This window comes from Sphingobacterium lactis (assembly GCF_051951495.1).
Classification (GTDB): Bacteria; Bacteroidota; Bacteroidia; order Sphingobacteriales; family Sphingobacteriaceae; genus Sphingobacterium; species Sphingobacterium lactis_A.
The window spans coordinates 31,559-54,489 of record NZ_JBNHAS010000002.1; the positions used below are offsets into that span (position 1 = coordinate 31,559).

The window sequence follows — 22,931 nt, forward strand, 5'->3', positions numbered from 1 at the left end:
TTGTTGACCGTTGATTAGCTTTCATAAAGCTCTAGAGGTAGACCATCTGGATCTTGAAAGAATGTAAATCTTTTTCCTGTATGAGGGTCTAAACGGATTTCTTCAACAGATATTTTATAGGAAAGCAATTTTTCAATTTCCTCTTCTAAATCTTCTACTTGAAAAGCCAAATGCCGTAGACCGGTGGCTTCGGGATAGGAGGGGCGTTCAGCAGGTTCAGGAAAGGAAAACAATTCAATTATATAATTGCCGTTTAAAGCTAAATCTAATTTATAGGAATTCCGTTCAGATCGATACACTTCACGGATTATTTCTAGCCCGAGTATTTCTGTATAAAACTGCTTGGATAACGCATAGTCAGAACAAATAATGGCTATATGTTGTATTTTCTGCAGGTTTAAGGCCATTACAATAGCTCCATTAGTCTTTCAAATGCCATTCCGCGAGAAGCTTTAAGTAAAATTAGATTTCCCTCTAAAGGCTTTTCTTTTAATGCGGTTTTTAGATCTTCGGTGCTTTCGAAATATTGTGCTTCTTCATCACGTAAGGCATAGAAGGCTTTGCCAACGAAAATCAAGCCGTTCAAATTCAATTTCTTAGCTTGTTCAATAACCTTTTTATGTTCTTCCTCACTCTGATCACCCATCTCGAACATATCACCTAGTATAGCTACTTTCTTTTCTGCTTGAATAACTTGCAGATTCGCAATAGCGGCCGCCATACTGCTGGCATTAGCGTTGTAATAATCGGCTATCACTGTGTTTTTTTCGGTTTTATTTATCTGCGAGCGGTTATTCTGAGGGACATAGCCATTCAGCCCTGCATTGATCTCCAAAGCAGATAATTCGAAATGATGTCCGATTGCCACTGCTGCCAACATGTTTTCAATGTTGTAGGCCCCTGTCAGATGCGTAGCTACCTCTTGTTGTCCTTTCTCTTCTGCCAATTTCCAGAAGATGGTCAATAATGGATCGGCAATAACCAAACCGCCTTGAATGGAATTAATCCCTGAGAAACCATAAGTTATGGCATTGTCAATTCCTCGATCTGCAGCCATTGAAGTTAGGTATTCGTTATCCCCCTGAATAAATAGCTGTCCATGGTTTGCCTTCAGGAAATCATATAGCTCTCCTTTGGTCTTCATAACGCCCTCAAAGGAACCAAAACCTTCTAAGTGGGCCTTGCCTACGTTGGTGATAAAACCATGCGTAGGACGCGCGATATCGCACAAGAAAGCAATCTCCCCTAAATGGTTTGCACCCATTTCAATAATCGCGATTTCCAAATCCTTAGGCAAGGAAAGAATCGTTAAAGGAACTCCGATATGGTTATTTAAATTGCCTTTTGTAGCAAATGTTTTATAGCGCTGTGATAATACAGCATGCACCAATTCCTTACTGGTGGTTTTGCCGTTAGTACCGGTGATACCAATAAATGGAATATTCAGTTGCAAGCGATGGTATTTTGCCAATGCCTGAAGGCTTGTTAATACATCATCCACCAAGATATAGGCCGGGTTGTCCTGGTAATAATTTTTGTCATCAATTACCACATACTTAGCGCCTGCAGCCAATGCCTGCTCAGCGAAGCTATTGCCGTTAAAAGAATCACCTTTTAAAGCGAAGAAAAGACAATCTGGACTAATCTGACGTGTATCTGTACAAACCTTAGGATAGGTTAAATATAGCTGGTATAATTCTGCAACTTGCATCCTGTGTAATTTTAAACAAATGTAGGGAATAGATTTGAGACCGCTGCGCTATTAGATGAGAGATATGAGATTTGAGATAGAGATAGGGGTTATGTTCCTTACAACTCAGAACGAAGTGAGGAGTCTCCATTTCCCCCACCATAGGCCAGGTCATTGTGAGGCTTGCCGAACAAACTCCAAACTATACTAGAAAGGGGTTTGTAGTGGGGCGTAGGCGGTCGATGCATGCATCGACCCTACAAACAATCGTGATTTTATTGTTCCTAAGGACCATAACCGTAGGGTCGAAGCATGCTTCGACCGTTAATACGCTCAATAAATCTATCCCGCCAATAGGTCTATCTACTAAATACTTACTACTAAATACTATAAAAAAACAGGCAGCGGATATTCCGCTGCCTGTTTTTTTATATGTTTTGCCTTACAATGAAAGTATCTCTACAATCCTTGTTAAGTTGGTATTGATTTTATCGATGTGTTTGATGGCTTTGCTGAATGGGGTGAATTGCACATTTCCACAGATTAGGCCGGCCATTTCACCTTTTCTACCTTCTAGTAATCCTTCGATTGCTGCTACACCTAATCGGCTAGCTAACACACGATCCATACAGGTAGGTTTTCCACCACGTTGTATATGGCCTAAGATGGAAACTCGAACATCATATGCAGGGAAATTCGCTTTGATTTTCTCTGCTACTACTAGTCCACCTTCCTTATCTCCTTCAGCTACGATAATGATACGGGATGCTTTGTTTTTTCTGGTTTTATCCAGACGTTTCATAATCGCATCGTAATCTACCTCCAATTCAGGGATTAATACAGCTTCAGCACCAGTACTGATACCTGAACGCAATGCTATTAATCCGGAGTCACGACCCATTACTTCTACTACAAATAAACGATCGTGCGATTCTGCCGTATCTCTGATCTTATCGACTGCATCCACTACCGTATTGATAGCTGTATCATATCCGATAGTAAAATCAGTACCGTTCAAATCATTATCAATGGTACCAGGCATTCCGATAATTGGAATATCAAACTCTTCAATGAATTTGGATGCACCTGTAAAAGTACCATCACCACCGATTACCACTAGGGCATCAATATTATGCTTTTTTAAGTTTTCGTATGCTTGTTTTCTACCTTCGAGCGTCTTGAATTCTTCGCTTCTCGCTGTTTTAAGGATGGTACCACCACGTTGTATAATGTTTGCTACGGATTTAGCATCCATCGCCATTATATCTCCTTGTACCATGCCATCATATCCTCTGCGGATACCAAACATGTTCATTCCGTGATAAATACCTGATCTGATTACGGCACGAATGCCTGCATTCATACCTGGAGAATCTCCTCCAGAAGTTAAAACAGCAATATTCTTAATGTGACTCATAGCTCAAATATACGATTTACTAGCATTTACGAATATTAAATTTAGATTAGCCTACTTCTTATGGTAAGCATCTAAAGCTGATTGCAAGTATGCTTTGTAACTTTCGATTTCGTAATTCGCCCCACTTGTAGGAATCAACAACTCGCCTTCATTATCTAATAAAGCATATAACGGCTGTGAGTTAGAGTTGAATCTCGTGATCTGGAATTCCGAGTTTTTCTTACTTACTTTTGTGATTTTCTTGCCACTTACTTCAGAAACATATTGCTCCGCTTCTGGTAATTCCAATACACTGTCATCAACATATAATTCAACAAGAATGAATTTCTCATTGATCATGCTTTTGATGCTAGGATCAGACCATACGGTTGCTTCCATCTTACGACAGTTTACACAGTTCCATCCTGTAAAGTCAACCAATAAAGGTTTGTTCTGTGCTTTGGATGCTGCTAATGCCTCATCGTAATCGTAGTATGGATCCATACCTTTCAATGTAGCACGAGCATGGAAGTGTTGGTAGTATTTTCTGCTTGCAGCATCTGCTGAACCAGCATGAGCTACTGCTCCTGTTCCTGATGAGATGTCAAAATCTTGTGTTCCGATAGGAGGAAGGAATGCTGAAATGGATTTCAACGGTGCTCCCCACATACCTGGGATCATGTAAACAACAAATGAGAATACAATAATGGCGATGATTGTTCTCGGCACAGACATGAATTTCAAGTCGGAGTCATGAGAGAACTTGATCTTGCCAATTAGGTATAATCCCATTAAGCCAAAAATAACGATCCATAGGGCTAAGAAAACCTCACGGTCTAAGAATTGCCAGTTGTAAGCTAAATCTACGTTGGAAAGGAATTTTAAAGCTAATGCTAATTCCAAGAAACCTAATACCACTTTCACACTGTTTAACCAACCACCTGATTTAGGTAATGATTTCAACATAGAAGGGAACATGGCAAACAGGACAAAAGGAATGGCAAGTGCCATAGAGAAACCTAGCATACCAATAGCAGGGCCTAAGCGGTCACCTTTTGTAGCGGCGTCTACTAATAAAGTACCAATGATTGGTCCAGTACAAGAGAAAGATACTACCGCTAAACTCGCAGACATGAAGAATAATCCAATCAATCCACCTTTGTCTGATTTAGCGTCAATCTTATTGACAAAAGAACTAGGTAATGTGATTTCGAATGCACCAAAGAAGGATGCTGCAAAGACCACAAGGAGTAGGAAAAATAGGAAGTTAAATATACCGTTTGTTGAGAGGGCATTCAATGCATCTGCTCCAAACGTAATTGTGATTAACATACCTAAGGCTACATAGATCACAATGATAAACAAGCCGTATAAGAATGCTTGTTGAACGGCTTTCGCTGTACTTCCAGATTTTTTCGTGAAGAAACTTACGGTAAGAGGAACCATCGGGAAGATACATGGCATTAAGAATGCAATAAATCCACCTGCAATACCTTTCAAGAATATTCCCCATAATGAGACACTGCTATCATCTTTGTTTGCATCTGGAGTTGCTGCAACTGCAGCGCTGGTATCTTGAGCACTAGTATCTTGACCATCAGAGAATTCAACATCTTCAAAGTTTGTGATAAGTGCAGAGCCAGTATCAGCAGATTCTTCCTGACCAGAAGAAAATTCTACATCCTCGACATTAATTAAAGAATCTTGTGAAAAACCTACTAGAGGTGCTGTTAATGAAAGAAAAAGCCAACATGTGGCTATAAAAAAATGCTTCAAATTTAACATAATTGTTAGTTTATGGGCGCAAAGCTAAGAAAAAGGCAGGGAATCCCTGCCTTTTTCTATGCGATATAACGAAAATCTTACTTAATAGTTACAGTAAATTCGTATTCATCTGGTGGTAAACAACGCTCTTTATCACAAGCCATAAATGTTGCAACTCCTTTAACTTTGGTAGGTTTGCCATTTGCTAATGCTACCTTTTGTTGGAAGATTACTTCACCATTGTAATAAGGAACATTCATTTTGAATACATCCTCGTATTTAGATTTAGGTTCTTTTGCTGCAACTTTTCCACTTACTTTAGCACCATTATCTGGCGTAAAGGTAAATGAAGTCGCAATAGGACCTCCCGAAGGAACATTTAAACCGTAAATGTGCCATCCCTGTTCAACGTTAGCTTTGATTAAAACTACCGCCTCTTTCGCGTTCACCTTCTTAGTAGCTACTGACCACTGTACGGGTTTGAATACCTGAGCAAATGCACCTGTGACAGTGAATAATACTAAGGCGATTAATAGATTTATTTTTTTCATAAAAAACCGTTTTGTTAATTGACTATAAAGTTTTCATAAAGTTTAATTCAAAGTTAGGATTATATGTTCGATAATTTATCCGTGTAATCATTTTATTGCAAAAGAAATTTCAGCTCTTTAAATTGAAAGACCTTTTCTTTTTCATTTATTGTTAGATATAATTGTCCTTCATTATCAACCTTTTGAATGGTTCCCTGAAAAATTTTATTTTCAGACGAATAAAATGATGGAATCCCCTTCAGATATAATTGCTTATTGTATTCCTCTAATAAACGTTCGAGATCATCCTTTTGTCCCGAGAAATTGAAGAATCTTTTTTGAAGATGTACTAATATTTGGGCGCATGCTACTTCTAAACTTGGGATAGTTTTGCCTGTTTCTAAAAGAATAGAGCTAGCCCGTTGTTGGATTTCTTTAGGAAATTCTTCTTGGTTTACATTGATTCCAATTCCTATAATAGATTGACGAATATTATTTCCTTGTGCGGTGTTTTCGATAAGGATTCCGCAAATCTTTTTTCCGTTGAGGTATATATCATTTGGCCATTTTATTTCTGCTTGAAGTCCTTGGGTTTCAAGCCAATCACAGATACTTAAACTCACTAGAATATTTAAAAAGAAATGCTGCGATAATAGTAATTCTTTTGGGAGTACGAAGGTGCTAAACGTTAGGTTTTTATTAGGGGGAACAAGCCAAGTATTGCCTCTTTGCCCTTTTCCGGCGGTTTGGTGTCTTGCCATTATGGCAGTCCATTCTGCAAATGGCTTGAAATTTGACAGTTCAGATTTTAAATAATCATTGGTAGAGCCAATTTCATCCAAAACAATTATGTTTTGAGAGGGGGATTCTCCCGAAAATGTGTTATTTTGCAAAAGATAATGGTTTTAAAATATTTTTATCAAAAGTATAATATTTCTTAATGAGTAGAAACAAAAAAGGTTCCTTATCCGAAAAGCTTGCAGATGTTGTGATATTAGGGATGCAAGAGAAAAAAGGAAACGAAATAGTGCGGTTGGATATGAGAGAGGTCAATGCGACATTGTCAGATTACTTCGTAATTTGTCATGCTGATTCCGCTGTGCAGGTCAATGCAATCGCTAAAAGTGTAGAAGATGAAGTTTACAAAGCATTTGGTCAAGACCCTTGGCATAAAGAAGGTCAGGGAAATGGCGAATGGATTTTATTAGACTTTGTAGATGTAGTCGTTCATATTTTCCAATCTGAAAAAAGATCCCACTATAGAATCGAAGACCTTTGGGGTGATGCGCACGTAAGTACTTATCAGAGTGCTTAATGGGCCAATAATTAGTTTAAAAATTACGTAGTATAGAGAATAAATGAAGAAAGTTCCGAGTAAGAAAATTACGCCAATGCCACCAAAATTCAATATGATATGGCTTTGGATCGCCATTTTTATAGGATTTTTTGGTCTTCAGTACTTGTTTAGTTCTGATGGGCCTAAAAGAATCACCTATAAAGAGTTTGAAAGCAAATCCTTAATTACTGGAGATGTGGAAAAACTTGTTGCCTATAAGAGCAACGATTTATGGGATGTAGAAGTATTTATTAAAAAAGATCGTCTAGGTGAAGAAAAGTATAAGGATATTGCAAAAAGCAATAATTCTTTAAATTTATCTTCTAACCAAGGTCCACAATATGTTTTCTCTGAAGCTTCATCAGAAGTATTGGAGCAGAAGTTGAAAGCATCTCAAGATAGTTTAGCGGCTAACCAGCCTAAGATTGGCGTGTCTTACGAAGACCGTTCAAATCCTTATGCCGGTTGGTTTTTATCGTTCATGCTTCCATTGTTAATCATTGTAGCCATCTGGATTTTCTTGATGCGTAGAATGAATGGCGGTGCTGGAGGTGGCGGTGGTGCTATCTTTAACATTGGTAAATCTAAAGCACAATTATTTGATAAAGAATCGCAGATTAACATCACCTTCAACGATGTTGCTGGATTGGAAGAGGCGAAGACAGAGGTCATGGAAATTGTTGACTTCTTGAAAAACCCTAAGAAATATACTGATTTAGGAGGTAAAATACCGAAAGGAGCCCTTTTAGTAGGTCCTCCGGGAACTGGTAAGACCTTATTAGCGAAAGCTGTTGCTGGTGAAGCTCAAGTACCATTCTTCTCCCTGTCAGGTTCTGATTTCGTGGAGATGTTCGTTGGGGTTGGTGCTTCACGTGTAAGAGATTTGTTTAAACAAGCAAAAGAGAAAGCACCTTGTATCATCTTTATTGATGAGATTGATGCTATCGGTCGAGCTCGTGGAAAGAACTCCATTATGGGAGGAAATGATGAACGTGAGAATACATTGAACCAATTATTGGTTGAGATGGACGGTTTTGGTACAAACTTAGGGGTTATTATCCTGGCTGCTACTAACCGTTTGGATGTATTGGATTCGGCATTATTGAGACCAGGTCGTTTCGATAGACAAATCTCCATCGATAAGCCAGATTTAATTGGTCGTGAGCATATTTTCAATGTTCACTTGAAACCATTGAAATTGGCTGAGGGTGTAGACGCTAAGAAATTATCAGCACAGACTCCAGGTTTTGCTGGTGCTGAAATTGCTAACGTATGTAATGAGGCGGCTTTGATTGCTGCGCGTAAGAACAAACGTGCAATTGATATGCAAGACTTCCAAGATGCGATTGACCGTGTGATTGGTGGTTTGGAGAAAAAGAACAAGATCATCTCTCCTGAGGAAAAGAAAATCGTTGCCTATCACGAAGCAGGACATGCTATTGCTGGTTGGTTCCTAGAACATGCAGATCCATTGGTGAAAGTATCTATTGTTCCTCGTGGTGTTGCCGCTTTAGGATATGCACAATACCTGCCAAAAGAGCAGTTCCTATATACGACCGAACAACTGATTGACAGTATGTGTATGACGATGGGAGGACGTGTAGCTGAAGATATTACTTTTGGAAGAATCAGTACCGGTGCACAGAATGACTTGGAGCGAATTACTAAACTTGCTTATGCGATGACTGCGGTATACGGTATGAACCATAAAGTTGGTAATGTATCTTTCCGCGATAGTGCTGGAGATAGTCAATTCCAGAAACCATATTCTGATACGACGGCTGAATTAATCGATGATGAAGTAAGAACATTGATTTCGGAGGTTTACGAGCGTACGAGATTATTGTTGCTAGAAAAGCAAGACGGATTAATCAAAATTGCTGAGAAGTTATTGGAGAAAGAAATCTTATTCCAAGCTGATCTAGAGGAAATTCTTGGTAAACGTCCGTTCTCCAACAAAACTACTTACGATGAGTTTGTAAATGGTGGTGCAGATGGTGGTGGTGTTCCACAAACTGATTTGCCTATTCCTACAGGTGATTTGGACGATACAGAGCAAACAGTTAATAACAATACGAATACAGAAGAAAAATAATAAATTAGCAGACAAGGCAGCTCATGCCTTGTCTGCGTTTATATATAACCATGAATATCCGGAATACTACTGCCAAGGAAAAGATGTTAAAGAAAATCCGTCAAGCGCTTCTTCAAAAGCGTGAGAACCCTCATCCTATGTTTGAGGAAACTCCGCTATATAAAGATGAAGAGGAGCCATTGGATGTGACCTTTGCTAGGGAGTTTACTCAAGTCTCCGGAAAATTTATATACTGTGATGGTGAGATCAACCTCATTGAGAATCTCATTATCCTGGTAGAGAAGTTGAACCTTTCCAAAATGTATGTTTGGGAAAAGGAGGTTCAGCAGTTATTGGATCAATACGGATTTCCATATCGTAGTACACAGGTACATTTTGATGAGGCTGAAGCTGGCATTACCGGTTGTGAGGCACTCATTGCCCGTAATGGTAGCATTATGCTAAGCAATGCGAATGAATCTGGACGCCGTTTGAGTGTTTACCCGCCTATACATATCGTGATAGCAAGAGCTTCACAGTTGGTTATGGACATCAAACATGGAATGGCAATTATCCGTGAAAAGTACAAACAAGATCTTCCGTCGATGATCACGACTGTTACTGGCCCTAGCCGTACAGCTGATATTGAAAAGAGATTGGTGTTAGGGGCGCATGGCCCAAAAGAGCTTTATTTATTTTTACTCGAAGACCGTTTTTAGATGTTGCAACATTATCTATTTAACTTTCCTGTTGCTAGTGTTATTTTCGCTTTGACGATAGGATTAAGCATATACGTTTTTTCTAATCCACAATGGTTTGGAAAATTGATGTTACATCCTTATAGCATTAGCAGAGATAAGAGTAAATTCTATTTAGTCTTTACGAGCGGTTTGATTCATAAGGATTGGATGCACCTTCTTTTCAATATGATCACCTTCTATTATTTTGGTTTTGCCTTGGAGGGAATCTTTGTACAAGAAATGGGTTCGATTGGACATCTTATGTTTGCCTTGTTGTACATCGTGGGTTTAATACTAAGTGATATACCAACTATCATTAGACACAAGAATGATTATGGTTATCATAGCTTAGGGGCTTCAGGTGCTATTTCAGCGGTATTGTTTAGCTTTATTCTTTTCTATCCAACAACCAAGCTTTATATTTTCTTCGCTATTCCAATGCCGGCCTATTTATTTGCTGGTCTTTATTTGGTTTATTGTATTTATGCTTCTAAAAGGGCGAATGATGGTATCAACCATGATGCCCACTTATTCGGTGCATTAACAGGTTTAATCTTGACCATCTTAATGTTTCCAGGGATCATAAACCACTTTATTGGACAGTTTTAGTGAGTTTTCAGAGTAGATCTTCAAACTACTTAATTTACTAACTACTATCTTATCTCCAACTTTCCCTATCCAAACTTCGGAACTGAATAGCTTCGGCTAAATGTGCATTTTTAATTTCTATGGAATTATCAAGGTCAGCAATGGTTCTTGCTACTTTAAGTATGCGGTCATAAGCTCTAGCAGACAAATTCAATTTTTCCATAGCACGTTGTAGTAAGCCTTTTCCGGTTTCATCGATTACACAATAATCCCGTATATTTTTTACTTTCATTTGTGCATTACTGTGTATTAGAGGTTGATTCTTAAAGCGCTCTTCCTGTATTTGCCTAGCTTGAATTACCCTCGCCCTTATGTCTATACTCTTTTCTGAAGTACGAACGGTGCTGAGCTCATTGAATTCAACTGGAGTAACCTCAATGTGTATATCGATTCGATCAAGTAAAGGACCTGAGATCTTGCTGATGTATTTCTGAACAGTTGCAAAGCCGCAGCTGCAGTTTCTATTGGGATGGTTATAATATCCGCAAGGGCATGGATTCATGGCTGCTATGAGCATAAAACTGGCTGGGTAGTCTACTGTGAAGCGAGCTCGGGAGATTGTAATGGAGCGAGCCTCTAAAGGTTGTCGCATTACTTCCAAAACAGTTCGTTTAAATTCAGGTAGTTCATCAAGAAACAAGACACCATTATGAGCTAATGATATTTCACCAGGCTGGGGGCTTGCTCCGCCACCTACTAAGGCTACATCCGAAATGGTATGATGTGGTGCCCGGAAAGGCCTTACGGTTAATAAGGAGCTGGAATTTGGTAATAGGCCAGATACAGAATGGATCTTTGTTGTTTCTAAAGATTCATCTATAGTCAATGGGGGCAATATGGTCGGGATTCTCTTTGCTAACATGGTTTTTCCTGATCCTGGTGGACCGATGAGAATTACATTATGTCCTCCAGCAGCTGCTATTTCCAATGCACGTTTGATATTTTCCTGCCCCTTCACGTCCGAGAAATCTAGATCATAGGAATTAACTTGCTGTTCGAATATTTCATGGATATCAACCAAACTGGGACTAATTTGGATGAAATCATTAAGAAATTCACAGGTTTGTTTAAGGTCGTTTACAGCAATGACATCAATTCCCTCTACAATAGCCGCTTCTTCCGCATTTAACTTTGGTAATATAATGCCTTTGAAACCATCTTTTTTTGCTTGGAGAACAATAGGAAGGACACCTTTTACGGGTAATATCTTACCATCAAGTGATAATTCGCCAAGAATTAAGTAGGAGGCTAGTTTGCTTGTTCTAATTTGATCTGAAGAGGCTAATATACCGATGGCTATACTTAAGTCATAGGAAGACCCTTCTTTACGAATATCAGCTGGTGCAAGGTTAATAACGATCTTTTGTCGTGGCATCCGATAACCGATAGACAAAATGGCACTTTCGATTCGTTGTAAGCTTTCTTTGACAGCATTGTCAGGGAGCCCAACAATAAAATATTTTAATCCGTTTGTCACATTAGCTTCTACAGTGATATTGCTTGCTTCAATGCCAAATACGGCACTACAATAGGTTTTTGTCAACATGTACGAAAATAATTTTATTTATTGTGAAATAAAATTATCTATATCAAGAATAACATAAAGTTAACACGGTGGGGATACGATTAAAATGTGGGTTCTACTCAAATAAAAACAAGGATTTTGAAGATTGGCATCCACAGTAGACTGTGTTTTTAAGGTCAGACTGGGAAAATTTATTTATGGTTATTAGACTACATATCTGGATCTAAACAGCCTTAAAGTTGATTAAGCGGCGTTTTTTTAGTAACTTATGCAATAACAAAAACGAGATAGACAAGAAATGTCAGATTGAAATACAATAAAGTTTTGTTATTTAAAACGATTCGGTCTATTTTTTGTTATAAATATATAGCTAAAATAAAGAATTGGTTTAACCATTAAATTGCAAAATAAAATGAACGATAACGGTAAAATTGTAACAGCCCTTTTAGCTGGTTTAGCAGCAGGTGCAGTATTGGGAATTTTGTTCGCACCAGAAAAAGGAAGCGAGACTAGAGAGAAAATCAATGAGTCACTAGCTGATTTGGGAGATGCTATCAAAGAGCGCGCAGAAGAGCAGTTCGATCAATTGAATGACTTTAAAGAAAAGATCGTTGCTACTTTGAAATCTAAGCTTGGAAAAGCAGAAGGCTTTATCGATGAGGAAATCGAAGAGCACGCATAAGTCAAAGTAGAATAGATTTATACATTAGAAATTGCCAAGCTACTTTCTTTGGCTTGGCAATTTCCTTTTAGGGGATATGCATGGAAGAAAAAGAACAAAAATTTTCAATTTCAGATTCATTTGAGAAGTCTAAAGAATACTTAGAAACTCAATTTGAATTACTTAAATTAAAAGGAATATCAAGAATGTCCAGGATCCTAGGATCCTTGATCGTTGATGCCAGTAAGGTCTTGTTGACTTTATTGATCGTATTCTTTGTGTCCTTAGCGCTTGGATTTTATTTAGGTGAACTCTTAGGAAGTTATTCATTAGGTTTCCTTAGTACTGGAGGTATATTCTTGGTGATCTTGCTTATCATTCGTGCTATAGAACCAAAGTTGGAAGCCAAATTTATGGATCTTACCATCAAACGTATTTTAACTAAATGGGATGAGGAAGACAACGATGAAGAGGAGTTAAAAGAAAATATAAGAGAAGCGGTTAAAGAAGAGCAAGAGAACCAATCAAAACAGGAGGGATTGTAAGCATGATTGTGGATAGCAAAAATAAACGTAATAAGGTGACGAATATGACAGAGTTAAATCTAGAGATTGCTCGGTTGAAAAGTCTTAAGAAAGATCAAGAGCGCTTTCTGAAACATCAGTATGTCTTGCTTAAACATAAAGTTGAAGCCCCTGCTCGTATAGCAAACTTATTATTAGATCGAGTTCCCGGTGTAGGAATGCTGAAAGGTCTAGTACAAGGAATAGGTAAAGCAACATCCAAGAACACTAAAGGAGATTGGTTAACTAAAACTTTACAAGTAGGACTGCCATTAGTGCTCAATAAAACACTATTAAAAAATGCTGGTTGGCTGAAAAAAGGATTGGTGCTTTTGGCATCTGAATCCGCAGCAAGCAATGTAAATCAGGATAATGTGTCCTCATGGATCGGCAAATTAACCGATATCATCAAACCAAAGAAGAAAAAGAAGAAGGAAAAATTACAGGAACCAGTAATTGGTGAAGTAATTAATCCTGCACCACCTCATCATCCGCCAATGATAACCGCTGAAGAGTCGGTGCAAGACAATATATACGGCATTCCTAAAGATAGCGAAGCCTACTAAACCAAGGATTTAAACTCCTTGGTTTTTTTGTTTGAAATCTTCATAAGCTAAAGCAATACCCTCTTTTAAATTGGTTTTTGCTTCCCATCCCAAGCTTTTCAATTTACTTACATCCATCAGTTTTCTAGGTGTACCATCTGGTTTGCTGCTATCAAATTCCAGCTGACCTTCATAGCCTACGACCTCTTTAATCATCAGAGCCAGATCCTTAATCGAGATATCCTCACCAACACCAATATTTACGAATTGTTCCTCATTATAATTGTTCATTAGAAACACACAAGCATCTGCTAAGTCATCTGCATACATAAACTCACGCAATGGTGTCCCTGAACCCCAAATACTTACTGAAGGTGTCCCATTGACTTTAGCCTCATGGAATCGACGAATTAAAGCAGGAAGAACATGTGAATTTTCCGGATGGTAATTATCGTTAATGCCATAAAGATTTGTCGGCATTACGGATATATAATTATCACCATATTGAAGACGATATGATTCGATCATTTTAATACCCGCAATCTTTGCAATGGCATAAGGCTCATTGGTATATTCCAATGGTCCTGTCAACAGCGAATCTTCATTTAATGGCTGAGGAGCCATCTTGGGATAAATACAACTTGAACCTAAAAACATCAGTTTTTTGACATCGCTTTCATGCGCATAGTGAATGACATTGTTCTGAATAGCTAAGTTTTCATAAATGAAATCTGCCCTATAAGTATTGTTAGCCATGATTCCACCAACCTTAGCAGCTGCTAAAAAGACATAATCAGGTTTTTCCTGTTCAAAGAAAGCTTTAACAGCTTGTTGATCACGCAAGTCCAATTCTTTGGAAGTACGGGTAATCAAATTCGTATAACCTAATTCCTGCAATTTGCGTAGAATGGCTGAACCAACCATACCGCGGTGCCCAGCAACGTAAATTTTAGCTTGTTTTTCCACTTAAATGTCTTGTTTACTGCAAATATAAGGTTAATTTTGCGACTTAATATTCAGGTATGGGTAAGGATAAACTTAGAAAATTTGCAGAAGTAGCTACATTTCGAAATGTAGTGCAATTGGATGCAGGTAAAGAATATAAAGGTAAATGGAGTAAGGAGTTCTTTAAGAACGATAAACCACTAATTTTAGAGTTGGCATGTGGTAAAGGCGAGTATACTGTCAATTTAGCCAAGCTGTTTCCAGAGAAGAACTTTATAGGGATTGATTACAAAGGAAATCGTATTTGGAGGGGTGCAAAGACTGCTTTAGAAGAAGGAATTGATAATGTAGGCTTCTTGCGTATTCAGATTGAAACCATATTGGAACATTTTGATGCAAACGAAGTAAGTGAAATATGGATTACCTTTCCTGATCCGCAACCACAAGATAGTCGGGAGAAGAAACGCCTAACAAATCCTGTATTCCTAGAGCGTTATAGAAATATTCTGGCACCAGATGGTATTATGCATTTGAAAACCGATAATGATGGTTTCTATGCTTATACCCTTGAGCAAATTGAATTACAAGATCTTCCAAAACTTAATGAGACAACTGATCTTTATCGCTCTAATTTAGTGGATGAAGTTTTATCCATAAAAACGTATTACGAGAAAAAATACCTTGCACATGATAAGAACATCAATTATGTGCAGTGGAAAATATCCAAAGCTTAGCTTTAATACTAGGCAGATTTCGTAACTTCAATTATTATGAAAAGAATTTACCTAATCTGCCTTGTGCTTTGCTGCCAAACAGCACTAGCACAGAAAAACCAATTAAAGGATCTGAAGAAGATCGTCAAAGAAGTTAATAGCCATTCTCAGGCTTATGATAGACTTCAATTTAGCACAGAGAATTTAGGACATCGCTTGACAGGCTCTGAAAATGGACGTAAAGCCGAAGAGTATGCTTATGATTTATTAAAGTCATATGGTCTTGATATGTCCTATCAACCTTTTACTTCGGACAGTTGGTCAAGGGAATCTCTTGATTTAAGCATTCAAAATAAAGCAGTAAAATCGGTCGCATTAGCGCATTCACCGGTTCTGGTGGATCTATCTGCTGATTTACTAGATATGGGAAATGGCCTAGAAACCGATTACCAAAAAGCAGGAAATCAAATAAAAGGTAAGATTGCCTTGGTGTATTTAGGTATTCTTCCTAATTCAGGGGATGGACTTCGTAATCTTCACCGTTCAGAGAAAACAGCATTGGCTGAGAAATATGGTGCTAAAGGCATTATATTCATCAATACCGTTAAGAACAATGTCCTGTTGACTGGAACAGCCTCTATTACTGGGAAATTGATCAATATACCTGCTATCTGTATTGGTTTAGAAGATGGTATGGCTTGGAAAGAATATTTAAAAACCAATACAACGAATGCAAAGATTCAGATGCGCAATAAGGCTGGATTAACCACTTCAAGAAACATCGTCGTACATATAAAGGGTAAGGAATTGCCCAATGAGAAGATCGTTGTTGGAGGACATTTGGATAGTTGGGATTTAGCGACTGGTGCTATTGATAACGGCATTGGCTCTTTTGCTATAATCGATATGGCAAGAACTTTTAAGAAGTTGAAACTGAAAACCAAGCGCAGTATTGATTTTGTATTGTTTATGGGAGAGGAGCAAGGTCTATTAGGATCAAAGGCCTATGTGGAAAATGCTCAAAAAGATGGTACAATTGATCAGATAAAATACATGCTCAATTTTGATATGGTCAATGCACCAACAGGATTTTCGACCATTCGATATGACATGATGCATAATCTTAACGAATGGGGTAAATCTTATGCTTTAGTTGACACGACCTTTAAAAATAGTAATGCCTCGGGTGCAGGATTGCACAGTGATCACCAGCCTTTTATGTTGCAAGGTATCCCTACAGGGTCTGCTAGGGGAGGCAGATTGCCTAATAATGCAGGGATGTATTACCACTCCGATAATGATGTATTTAGCTTAGTGGATAAAGCTGGACTTGTACAGACTGTTCGTGTTGGAACTGCCTATACCTATTTTCTAGCGAATGCTCCGGAGATTGTTGCAAAGAAATTGACAGATCTGGAAATCCGTGATTTCCTGGAAAAAGCAGACCTAAAAACGCCACTACAGATATCAGGTGAATGGCGTTGGGGGAATTGAGTTACACTCAATTCCTCAACCTTGTATAAACTTGTTTAGTCTTCATTAGCTGATACCAGTTCCTGGAGTTTGGTCCAGGTTTCTTGACGAAGACTAGGCTTATACTTAGAGGTTCCGTCATGAAGCCTTTGAATGCTTTTATTGATGTATTCCTTACGTTCCAAGGATGCAGGATGCGATGATATCCAACTCAAATCAGCATCTGTACTGAAATGAATATCAAATAGCTCCATCACGTTGGCTAAGCTTTTAGGGTTAATATTAGCTTCCATTAAGTACTTTACGGCAGTCTCATCAGCCTCTTTCTCTAATTTTCTGGAAAAGGCTTGTCCAGTCAAAAAGTTGGTTACTTCACCAGTACCAGATCCCGACAACAATATGTCCAAACCAAATTTAGTAACTACGGATTTCATGACATGGTTCTTTTCGCAGTGAGCTACCTCATGTGCAATAATAGCCGAAAGGTAGTCAGCACTATCTAAAAATTGAATTAGACCCGTAGTGATGAGGATATGGTCATCAGGTAAAGCAAAAGCATTCACTTCCGTATCTCTGATGACGTGAAATTTATAATTCGAGGAGGAAATAGAATTATCTTTTAAGATCGGAAGAGCCAAAGAATCAATTATCGATCGGACGCTGTCCTCATCCACTTCTTCATAAAGCTGTTCAATGTTGTTGATGATCAAATCACCTAATTTCTTTTCCAGTTTATTCTCATTCTTTTCTACTTGGAAGTGTTTCATCCAATTAATTTGGGATAACCCCATGTATAGACCTGCTAAAACGGCCAATAACAATATAAATTTGCCTAGTACCCTCATTACTTTACAATTTCGTCTGTTAGATCCCCAAATAAATACCAGCGCACATGTTTTCCCTCCCTAGTTTTTACAGCGGTATAAATCGTGGAAATGATTTCAATAATATTGATAATCAAGATCAACGTGATATACCCAAAATAATAGTTATTTAACTCTCGAGCCTGAAAGATGATAGAAATTGTCCACCAAAAGCCTACCGTATTGAAAAAGAAAATAAATAGTTGTGATACTAAGGCTTGTGTACAATGCCATTTGACAAACTTGGTCGATTTTCTCATTCCAAAATAAAATATAATGGTCGCAATGAGATTAAAAATAGGTAAAGGCAAGCCTGCAAGAAAAGCAAATAGTGACATCAAATAACTATTTGATGCGTACTCTCTTTCATCTTCTGTTATGCTAACAGGGTCAAAGCTTAAAGTCCCTTCTTGATGTTCCATATCCAATTGGCTAATATTAAAAGAATGAGTAGGATACTAATTAACTTATTTGTCTTGAGAAACTGTTCGACATAGCTATAAGTACGGTAATAAAGATCCTTTTTGAAAACGATATCAATCAACAGTAATAGGATAATACAAATTATGATGATGAGTGATACGATTCCTAAAGGATTGATCATGATGGCATCTCTGAAATCCCCCTTTAGAAAGGCTAGGATAGACCTAGATGAACCGCAAGAGGGACAAGGATAACCAGTGGCTAATTTAATCGGACAGACCGTAGCATCTGCTTCCGAATAGTGTATCAATCCTAACCAGAGCAAACCCAAAAAACAAACTATACCTGTTATTCGATATAGTTTGTTTTTCTTGTCTATCATGATTAGTAATTTAATGCCACTACTAACTTTTCAAAGTTCTTATTTTTTGTTGCTCCCATTATTAAAAACCAATCAATAATGGTCCAGATACCCAATCCACCACAGGTAAGCAATTTGGCAATACCCAATCCTGTATCACCTATCATAAAACGGTCAATACCGAAACTTCCTGCTAACAATGAAATGATTAATACCGTGGTCGGATCCTTATATTGTTGTATCTGTACATTCGTTAACTTGCTGTCGTCAGCTTTCGTTAATAAATCTTTGATTTCCATCAAATGATACGATTCAAAAAACTTGTTATTAGACATTAAAAACATGTCAACTTTTTGGCTTTCCATTTTGCTAGTGGTTTATTATTGAATAAAAAAATCCGATTATTCAATGAAGATAATCGGATTTTTTCAATTTTTTCTTAAAAAACTTAGTTTTTTATTAATTTCTTATGCTTGCGCTTAGATATCTTATCAATGTTTACTGGTTGAGGTACTTTTACATAATAACCAGTACCGTCATATTCGCGTTTATTCGGATGTGTTTTACACGCATCTGAACAACATCCATCCATTTCCCAGCCACATTCATCACATTGCGTGAAATGCTCATTACAGATAGGATTAGCACAGTTAATCATCTTAGAAGTGATTTTACCACAGTTCTTACAGGTAGAGATAACCGATGGATTGACAGAGTTTACTGGTACTGTAACTCGGTTGTCAAATACATAACATTCCCCTTCAAAATCCTTACCACCAGCTTCTTTCCCGTATTTGATAATACCACCATGTAACTGATAAACATCTTCAAAACCTTCTTTTAATAATAAGGCAGAAGCTTTCTCACATTTGATACCTCCAGTACAATAAGTCAAGATTTTCTTACCCTTAAGGTGTTCCAACTCTTTTACTTTCTCTGGAAATTCGCGGAAATTATCAATGTCAAATGTAATGGCATTTTTGAATTTGCCTACATTGTGCTCATAGTTCGAACGAACATCTAAAATCACCACATCCTCTTGATCTTTCATTTCCATGAACTCTTGAGGTTCTAGATGCTTACCGGTTTCAATATTTGGATTAATAATCTTAGGATCACGAAGTCCTGAATGTACAATCTCCGCTTTGTAACGACAGTGCATTTTGATGAAGGAAGGTTCTTCCACATCATCAATTTTAAATTCTGTCTTCGCAAAACGAGGGTCAGCATGTACAGCTTCCATATAGGCTTTACAAGCATCAGGAGTGCCCGATACAGTGCCGTTCAAGCCTTCATCAGCTACGATAATACGACCTACTAGACCTAATGATTTACAAAATGCTAAGTGTTGATCTGCGAATTGTTCCGCATTTTCGATAGGGCTGTAACAATAGTACAGCAATGTTTGATATTGTGCCATATATTCATTGATACCGCTGCAAACGGCGTTTAATGTTTCTTAATTTTATGCAAAGATAAACAAATCAGAAAAATAAAAATTGATAGGGATCACTTTTTGATTAATGGAGTCAATAAATACTCCAATCCATTGAGTTTGATTTCATAGAGTGTCTCCAATAGCATACCGAGTCTACCTGCAGGAAAACCGTTTTTCTTGAACCATACTAAATAAGGCTCAGGCAACCTACAAAGCAGATATCCTTGGTATTTCCCAAAGGGCATTTTACTATTTGCCAACTCCACTAGAATATTTGGATCCATCATATTAATCTCTCGTTTTCCCCTTTAATAGTCGATGTTTTAGTAATCGAAGGGCAATTATACCATGGTTAATTAAATTGGGAAGATGACCATAGTATTTTCTGAATATCTCAAAGCGCTCCTTTAAACTCTGTTTATGTCGCTGTTGGGACATGCCACCAACAAGGTATTTCGCTACATAGCAATTGACATTGACTATCTTCTCTGCTTTTTTCGCTGCTCGAATTACCCAGTCTATATCTGAACTCAGTTTATATTGAAGGTCATAAGGCTCAGCAATAGAACGCTTCACATAGATCGCTTGATGACAAACATTCATGCCGTATTTGAAAGATTTCCAGGTGAATTCCTCTGGGGTTTTATGCCTTCGGTCACCAAGGATCTCCCTTTCTTCATTCACCAACTTCGTCTCACCATAGTAGATATCGGCGTCAGCACCATATTGAAAAATCTGTTCTAAGGTCGTGCAATCGTATAATTCATCACCGGAATTTAGGAAAAGCACATAATCTCCCGTTGCTTGTTTCAATCCCTTATTCATGGCATCATAGATTCCTTTATCGGGTTCAGAAACCAATTTATCTATGCTAGATTGGTATTCCTGAAGAACGTTTAAAGTACCATCAGTAGATGCACCATCAATAACGATGTACTCAATGTCTTTATAAGTCTGACCGGCAACAGATTCCAAGGTATATCGAATATCGCGTACATTATTGTACACAATAGTGATGATGGATATTTTGGGAAGAGAGACAGTCATTCTAATCTTGAATTATGCTACAAAAATAAGGATTCCTATAAGAATAAACCGAGATTGTTGTTACAAATCTTTTGTAAACTTTTGTTCTAAACGGTATGCCTTGTGAGTTCGATTTAACTGGGAGCTTTAATTATTTTAATAAGAAAATCAGACTATGTATAACTAATTGTAGATATTCACATTTTTTTTTGTAAAATCGTATCGAAGTTAACAATAAGTTAATCCAATACCAGTGGAATTACAGGAGATTGATAGGAAGTGTCTTGAGCAATTTATCGCCGGTGATCATAAATCTTTCGAATTAATTTATCGGACATATGGGAAAACCTTATATCGCCGTTTATTTTATATGTTGAAGGATGCTGATCAGGTTGATGAAGCATTGCAATTGATTTTTGTGAAATTATGGATGAAAAGGGATGAGTTTTCCTTAGACCGTAATTTTGCTGGCTATGTTATGCAGATGACCCAAAATACGGCCATTGATTTTATTAGAAGAAATATTAAGAACAGGCTACTCGAAGAAATTGAACAAGCGGAATCTATCCCTTCTACTGAATCTGTCGAAGATTCTTATTTAAAGAAAGAAAGAAGAATTCTTCTTGAAGCAGCCATAAATCAACTTCCAGCGCAAAGACAACGCGTATTTACCCTGTGTAAAATCGAAGGCTATAGTTATCAAGAAGTCAGTGAAATGCTCAATATTTCCACCGCAACCGTCAGTAACCACTTAACTCTAGCGATGAAATCCATCAAGGATTTTACGTCCAAACATCAGGATGAAATCAAAACTTTGTTGTTTATTATGATCTCTTTAAAAAATATTTAATATCCGATTAGTGACTTTCCCATTTCTAATCGTAATACTTTTAAACGCAAAGGCGAAATAACCAATTTTAATGAATCAAAATCATATTAAAGACTTACTCCGTAAGCACTTTGAAGGAAACATTTCTCTGGCTGAACTCCAAGAATTGGAACAATTCTTTTTGACACAGCCGAAAGATACTTGGGTCAAAATGCTCCATGAAATTGATGTTCCACAAAGTTTCGATATAGGCAAGTCTGAGGAAGAGATTGATAACCGTCTTCAAGAAATATATCAGACGATTCAAAAAGAAGCTTTCATAGAAAAGCCTGTCTTGAATATAAATGAGCAGAAATATCGGTGGAAACCTATAATTAAATATTTGGTAGCTGCCTGCGCTTTGATAATTGGTTTTGCTATTTATTTCAACCAAAAGACCGAATTGCCACAGGAAAATATAGCTGTAACAGACATATTACCGGCAAAAAATATTGCGCAAATAAATTTGAATAACGGGAAATCCATTGAAGTGGATTCCTCCAAAGTAGGGGTGCTGTATAAGGATGACCAAATTGAGGTGTATAAATCTGAATCTGGTGAAATATCTTATAGGGCAACTAAAGAAATGCAAAGTACACCGCAATATATAACTGTTCAAACACCAAAGGCAGGTGTTACAACCGTGAAATTAGCTGATGGGACAGTGGTCGAATTAAATGCAGATAGCTATATCAAGTATCCAATTGAATTTGCTGAAGATGCTCGAGAAGTAACAGTGGAGGGCGAACTCTTATTTAAGGTGGCTTCAAATAAATCCTGGCCATTTAAGGTGAAATCTAATAAACAACAATTGGAAGTATTAGGTACAACCTTCAATCTTCAAACACGTGATGGAATTGACAAAACAACTTTAATTGAAGGAAGCGTCAAGATCACTGTGGCAGAGAAAGAATATTTACTTAAGCCTGGAGATGAGTCCATTGTTTCCGATAAGGTAAATATTAAAAATGTAAATACCACCGAAAAGACCGCTTGGTCAGAAAAGAGATTTGTATTTCATAACAGTTCCTTCATCGAAATCCTTAAAGAAATAGAAAATTGGTATGATGTGGAGTTTGTGATGGAAGAGCAGCTTGATCTGAATGTGCAAATGGTAGGTGAGGTATCCCGTAAGATTAAATTGAGAGAGTTATTGAATATTCTCGAAATGAACAGTAAATATAAATTCGAAATCCAAGAAAGGAGGGTGTTTGTAAAGAAGAATACTGCAAAATAAAAAAAGCTGGAGATGCTGCAACATCCCCAGCGACAGGTTTTTAAAATCTGCATAACTAATTACTAAATTTTATTAACCAGTACAAATATAAGGATATCAACCATATTTTCAG

Annotated in this window: 26 protein-coding genes; 11 read left to right on the forward strand and 15 right to left on the reverse strand. The window is 37.5% G+C overall.

Annotated elements, in window-relative coordinates; all coding sequences use genetic code 11:
- Nucleotides 1–14: 14 nt before the first annotated feature.
- The 6 genes from gloA2 to ACP6L2_RS07880 form a co-directional block, all read right to left on the reverse strand.
- On the reverse strand, nucleotides 15–407 hold the full coding sequence (gloA2, locus tag ACP6L2_RS07855) for an SMU1112c/YaeR family gloxylase I-like metalloprotein (protein WP_440508710.1): 393 nt from the start codon (nucleotides 405–407) through the stop codon (nucleotides 15–17).
- Entirely contained in the window at nucleotides 407–1,711 is a 1,305-nt protein-coding gene (locus ACP6L2_RS07860) for a UDP-N-acetylmuramoyl-tripeptide--D-alanyl-D-alanine ligase (protein WP_440508711.1), read from the reverse strand. Before ACP6L2_RS07860 ends, gloA2 begins: the two co-directional genes overlap by 1 nt.
- Before the next feature lie 421 nt (nucleotides 1,712–2,132).
- A complete protein-coding gene (gene pfkA / locus ACP6L2_RS07865; RefSeq protein ID WP_344673387.1) occupies nucleotides 2,133–3,107 on the reverse strand; it encodes a 6-phosphofructokinase in 975 nt (324 codons plus the stop codon).
- 51 nt (nucleotides 3,108–3,158) lie between these two features.
- Nucleotides 3,159–4,871 (reverse strand): protein-disulfide reductase DsbD family protein, encoded by a 1,713-nt coding sequence (locus ACP6L2_RS07870; protein WP_344673386.1) that lies wholly within the window; start codon nucleotides 4,869–4,871, stop codon nucleotides 3,159–3,161.
- Nucleotides 4,872–4,948: 77 nt separating this feature from the next.
- On the reverse strand, nucleotides 4,949–5,401 hold the full coding sequence (locus ACP6L2_RS07875) for a protein-disulfide reductase DsbD domain-containing protein (RefSeq protein WP_344673385.1): 453 nt from the start codon (nucleotides 5,399–5,401) through the stop codon (nucleotides 4,949–4,951).
- A gap of 92 nt (nucleotides 5,402–5,493) precedes the next feature.
- Nucleotides 5,494–6,273 carry a biotin--[acetyl-CoA-carboxylase] ligase gene (locus ACP6L2_RS07880; RefSeq protein WP_440508712.1) on the reverse strand — a complete coding sequence of 260 codons (780 nt, stop codon included), beginning with the start codon at nucleotides 6,271–6,273 and terminating at the stop codon, nucleotides 5,494–5,496.
- 47 nt (nucleotides 6,274–6,320) lie between these two features.
- Between ACP6L2_RS07880 and rsfS the strand changes: the two genes are divergently transcribed.
- The 4 genes from rsfS to ACP6L2_RS07900 are packed head-to-tail and all read left to right on the forward strand — an operon-like array spanning nucleotide 6,321 to nucleotide 10,139.
- Complete coding sequence (gene rsfS, locus ACP6L2_RS07885; protein ID WP_344673383.1) at nucleotides 6,321–6,695, forward strand: ribosome silencing factor; 375 nt, start codon at nucleotides 6,321–6,323, stop codon at nucleotides 6,693–6,695.
- 43 nt (nucleotides 6,696–6,738) lie between these two features.
- Nucleotides 6,739–8,811, forward strand: a complete 2,073-nt coding sequence (gene ftsH / locus ACP6L2_RS07890; protein WP_440508713.1) for an ATP-dependent zinc metalloprotease FtsH — start codon at nucleotides 6,739–6,741, stop codon at nucleotides 8,809–8,811.
- Nucleotides 8,812–8,861: 50 nt separating this feature from the next.
- Nucleotides 8,862–9,509, forward strand: coding sequence for a LutC/YkgG family protein (locus ACP6L2_RS07895; protein ID WP_440508714.1), 648 nt, complete (start codon nucleotides 8,862–8,864; stop codon nucleotides 9,507–9,509).
- Nucleotides 9,510–10,139 carry a rhomboid family intramembrane serine protease gene (locus tag ACP6L2_RS07900; RefSeq protein WP_344673380.1) on the forward strand — a complete coding sequence of 210 codons (630 nt, stop codon included), beginning with the start codon at nucleotides 9,510–9,512 and terminating at the stop codon, nucleotides 10,137–10,139.
- 49 nt (nucleotides 10,140–10,188) lie between these two features.
- Here ACP6L2_RS07900 and ACP6L2_RS07905 read toward each other — a convergent pair whose 3' ends face one another.
- On the reverse strand, nucleotides 10,189–11,724 hold the full coding sequence (locus ACP6L2_RS07905) for a YifB family Mg chelatase-like AAA ATPase (RefSeq protein WP_440508715.1): 1,536 nt from the start codon (nucleotides 11,722–11,724) through the stop codon (nucleotides 10,189–10,191).
- A gap of 391 nt (nucleotides 11,725–12,115) precedes the next feature.
- Between ACP6L2_RS07905 and ACP6L2_RS07910 the strand changes: the two genes are divergently transcribed.
- The 3 genes from ACP6L2_RS07910 (at nucleotide 12,116) to ACP6L2_RS07920 (ending at nucleotide 13,493) form a co-directional block, all read left to right on the forward strand.
- Entirely contained in the window at nucleotides 12,116–12,385 is a 270-nt protein-coding gene (locus tag ACP6L2_RS07910) for a YtxH domain-containing protein (RefSeq protein ID WP_344673378.1), read from the forward strand.
- 80 nt (nucleotides 12,386–12,465) lie between these two features.
- The gene (locus tag ACP6L2_RS07915) at nucleotides 12,466–12,909 is read left to right on the forward strand and encodes a hypothetical protein (RefSeq protein WP_440508716.1); all 444 of its coding nucleotides are present in this window, start codon (nucleotides 12,466–12,468) and stop codon (nucleotides 12,907–12,909) included.
- 2 nt (nucleotides 12,910–12,911) lie between these two features.
- The gene (locus ACP6L2_RS07920; protein ID WP_440508717.1) at nucleotides 12,912–13,493 is read left to right on the forward strand and encodes a hypothetical protein; all 582 of its coding nucleotides are present in this window, start codon (nucleotides 12,912–12,914) and stop codon (nucleotides 13,491–13,493) included.
- A 9-nt stretch (nucleotides 13,494–13,502) separates the two neighbouring features.
- Here ACP6L2_RS07920 and fcl read toward each other — a convergent pair whose 3' ends face one another.
- Nucleotides 13,503–14,438 carry a GDP-L-fucose synthase gene (gene fcl / locus ACP6L2_RS07925; protein ID WP_440508718.1) on the reverse strand — a complete coding sequence of 312 codons (936 nt, stop codon included), beginning with the start codon at nucleotides 14,436–14,438 and terminating at the stop codon, nucleotides 13,503–13,505.
- A 56-nt stretch (nucleotides 14,439–14,494) separates the two neighbouring features.
- Between fcl and trmB the strand changes: the two genes are divergently transcribed.
- Entirely contained in the window at nucleotides 14,495–15,151 is a 657-nt protein-coding gene (trmB, locus tag ACP6L2_RS07930) for a tRNA (guanosine(46)-N7)-methyltransferase TrmB (RefSeq protein ID WP_440508719.1), read from the forward strand.
- A gap of 36 nt (nucleotides 15,152–15,187) precedes the next feature.
- Nucleotides 15,188–16,624, forward strand: coding sequence for a M28 family peptidase (locus tag ACP6L2_RS07935; RefSeq protein WP_440508720.1), 1,437 nt, complete (start codon nucleotides 15,188–15,190; stop codon nucleotides 16,622–16,624).
- A 35-nt stretch (nucleotides 16,625–16,659) separates the two neighbouring features.
- Here the strand turns inward: ACP6L2_RS07935 and ACP6L2_RS07940 are convergent, their stop codons facing one another.
- The 7 genes from ACP6L2_RS07940 to ACP6L2_RS07970 form a co-directional block, all read right to left on the reverse strand.
- Nucleotides 16,660–17,394, reverse strand: a complete 735-nt coding sequence (locus ACP6L2_RS07940; RefSeq protein WP_440508721.1) for a M48 family metallopeptidase — start codon at nucleotides 17,392–17,394, stop codon at nucleotides 16,660–16,662.
- A 53-nt stretch (nucleotides 17,395–17,447) separates the two neighbouring features.
- Nucleotides 17,448–17,888: a DUF4870 domain-containing protein gene (locus tag ACP6L2_RS07945; protein WP_440508722.1), complete on the reverse strand. Its 441-nt coding sequence runs from the start codon at nucleotides 17,886–17,888 to the stop codon at nucleotides 17,448–17,450.
- Nucleotides 17,864–18,271: a DUF2752 domain-containing protein gene (locus ACP6L2_RS07950; protein WP_440508723.1), complete on the reverse strand. Its 408-nt coding sequence runs from the start codon at nucleotides 18,269–18,271 to the stop codon at nucleotides 17,864–17,866. The genes ACP6L2_RS07945 and ACP6L2_RS07950 overlap by 25 nt, the downstream gene beginning before the upstream one ends.
- A 2-nt stretch (nucleotides 18,272–18,273) precedes the next feature.
- Entirely contained in the window at nucleotides 18,274–18,615 is a 342-nt protein-coding gene (locus ACP6L2_RS07955) for a TM2 domain-containing protein (RefSeq protein WP_440508724.1), read from the reverse strand.
- Between the two features lie 83 nt (nucleotides 18,616–18,698).
- Nucleotides 18,699–19,670 (reverse strand): oxygen-dependent tRNA uridine(34) hydroxylase TrhO, encoded by a 972-nt coding sequence (gene trhO, locus ACP6L2_RS07960; protein WP_440508725.1) that lies wholly within the window; start codon nucleotides 19,668–19,670, stop codon nucleotides 18,699–18,701.
- Between the two features lie 89 nt (nucleotides 19,671–19,759).
- Nucleotides 19,760–19,975 carry a DUF3820 family protein gene (locus tag ACP6L2_RS07965; protein WP_344673367.1) on the reverse strand — a complete coding sequence of 72 codons (216 nt, stop codon included), beginning with the start codon at nucleotides 19,973–19,975 and terminating at the stop codon, nucleotides 19,760–19,762.
- A gap of 1 nt (nucleotide 19,976) precedes the next feature.
- Entirely contained in the window at nucleotides 19,977–20,735 is a 759-nt protein-coding gene (locus ACP6L2_RS07970; RefSeq protein WP_440508726.1) for a glycosyltransferase family 2 protein, read from the reverse strand.
- A 232-nt stretch (nucleotides 20,736–20,967) separates the two neighbouring features.
- Between ACP6L2_RS07970 and ACP6L2_RS07975 the strand changes: the two genes are divergently transcribed.
- Both ACP6L2_RS07975 and ACP6L2_RS07980 read left to right on the forward strand, forming a co-directional pair.
- Nucleotides 20,968–21,564, forward strand: coding sequence for an RNA polymerase sigma factor (locus ACP6L2_RS07975; RefSeq protein WP_440508727.1), 597 nt, complete (start codon nucleotides 20,968–20,970; stop codon nucleotides 21,562–21,564).
- Between the two features lie 70 nt (nucleotides 21,565–21,634).
- A complete protein-coding gene (locus ACP6L2_RS07980) occupies nucleotides 21,635–22,819 on the forward strand; it encodes a FecR family protein (RefSeq protein WP_440508728.1) in 1,185 nt (394 codons plus the stop codon).
- The last annotated feature ends 112 nt before the right edge of the window (nucleotides 22,820–22,931 follow it).